General features: G+C 54.6%; 1 rRNA gene. It reads right to left on the bottom strand.

The features are described 5' to 3' along the window. Window positions 1-628: ribosomal RNA gene (locus IEZ13_RS46185) — 23S ribosomal RNA — on the bottom strand; the annotation flags it as partial.

The raw sequence follows: 628 nt of genomic DNA, 5'->3' as shown, positions 1-628 counted from the left end.
TCAGCCTACATGCTTAAACCGGGACAACCGTCGCCCGGCTAACATAGCCTTCTCCGTCCCCCCTTCGCAGTAACACCAAGTACAGGAATATTAACCTGTTTCCCATCGACTACGCCTTTCGGCCTCGCCTTAGGGGTCGACTCACCCTGCCCCGATTAACGTTGGACAGGAACCCTTGGTCTTCCGGCGAGCGGGCTTTTCACCCGCTTTATCGTTACTTATGTCAGCATTCGCACTTCTGATACCTCCAGCATGCCTCACAGCACACCTTCGCAGGCTTACAGAACGCTCCCCTACCCAACAACACATAGTGTCGCTGCCGCAGCTTCGGTGCATGGTTTAGCCCCGTTACATCTTCCGCGCAGGCCGACTCGACCAGTGAGCTATTACGCTTTCTTTAAATGATGGCTGCTTCTAAGCCAACATCCTGGCTGTCTGTGCCTTCCCACATCGTTTCCCACTTAACCATGACTTTGGGACCTTAGCTGGCGGTCTGGGTTGTTTCCCTCTTCACGACGGACGTTAGCACCCGCCGTGTGTCTCCCGTGATAACATTCTTCGGTATTCGTAGTTTGCATCGGGTTGGTAAGTCGGGATGACCCCCTAGCCGAAACAGTGCTCTACCCCC

Origin of the sequence: Actinoplanes campanulatus (assembly GCF_014647795.1) — a bacterium.
Classification (GTDB): domain Bacteria; phylum Actinomycetota; class Actinomycetes; order Mycobacteriales; family Micromonosporaceae; genus Actinoplanes; species Actinoplanes campanulatus.
This window is presented reverse-complemented; position numbering and strand designations above follow the sequence as displayed.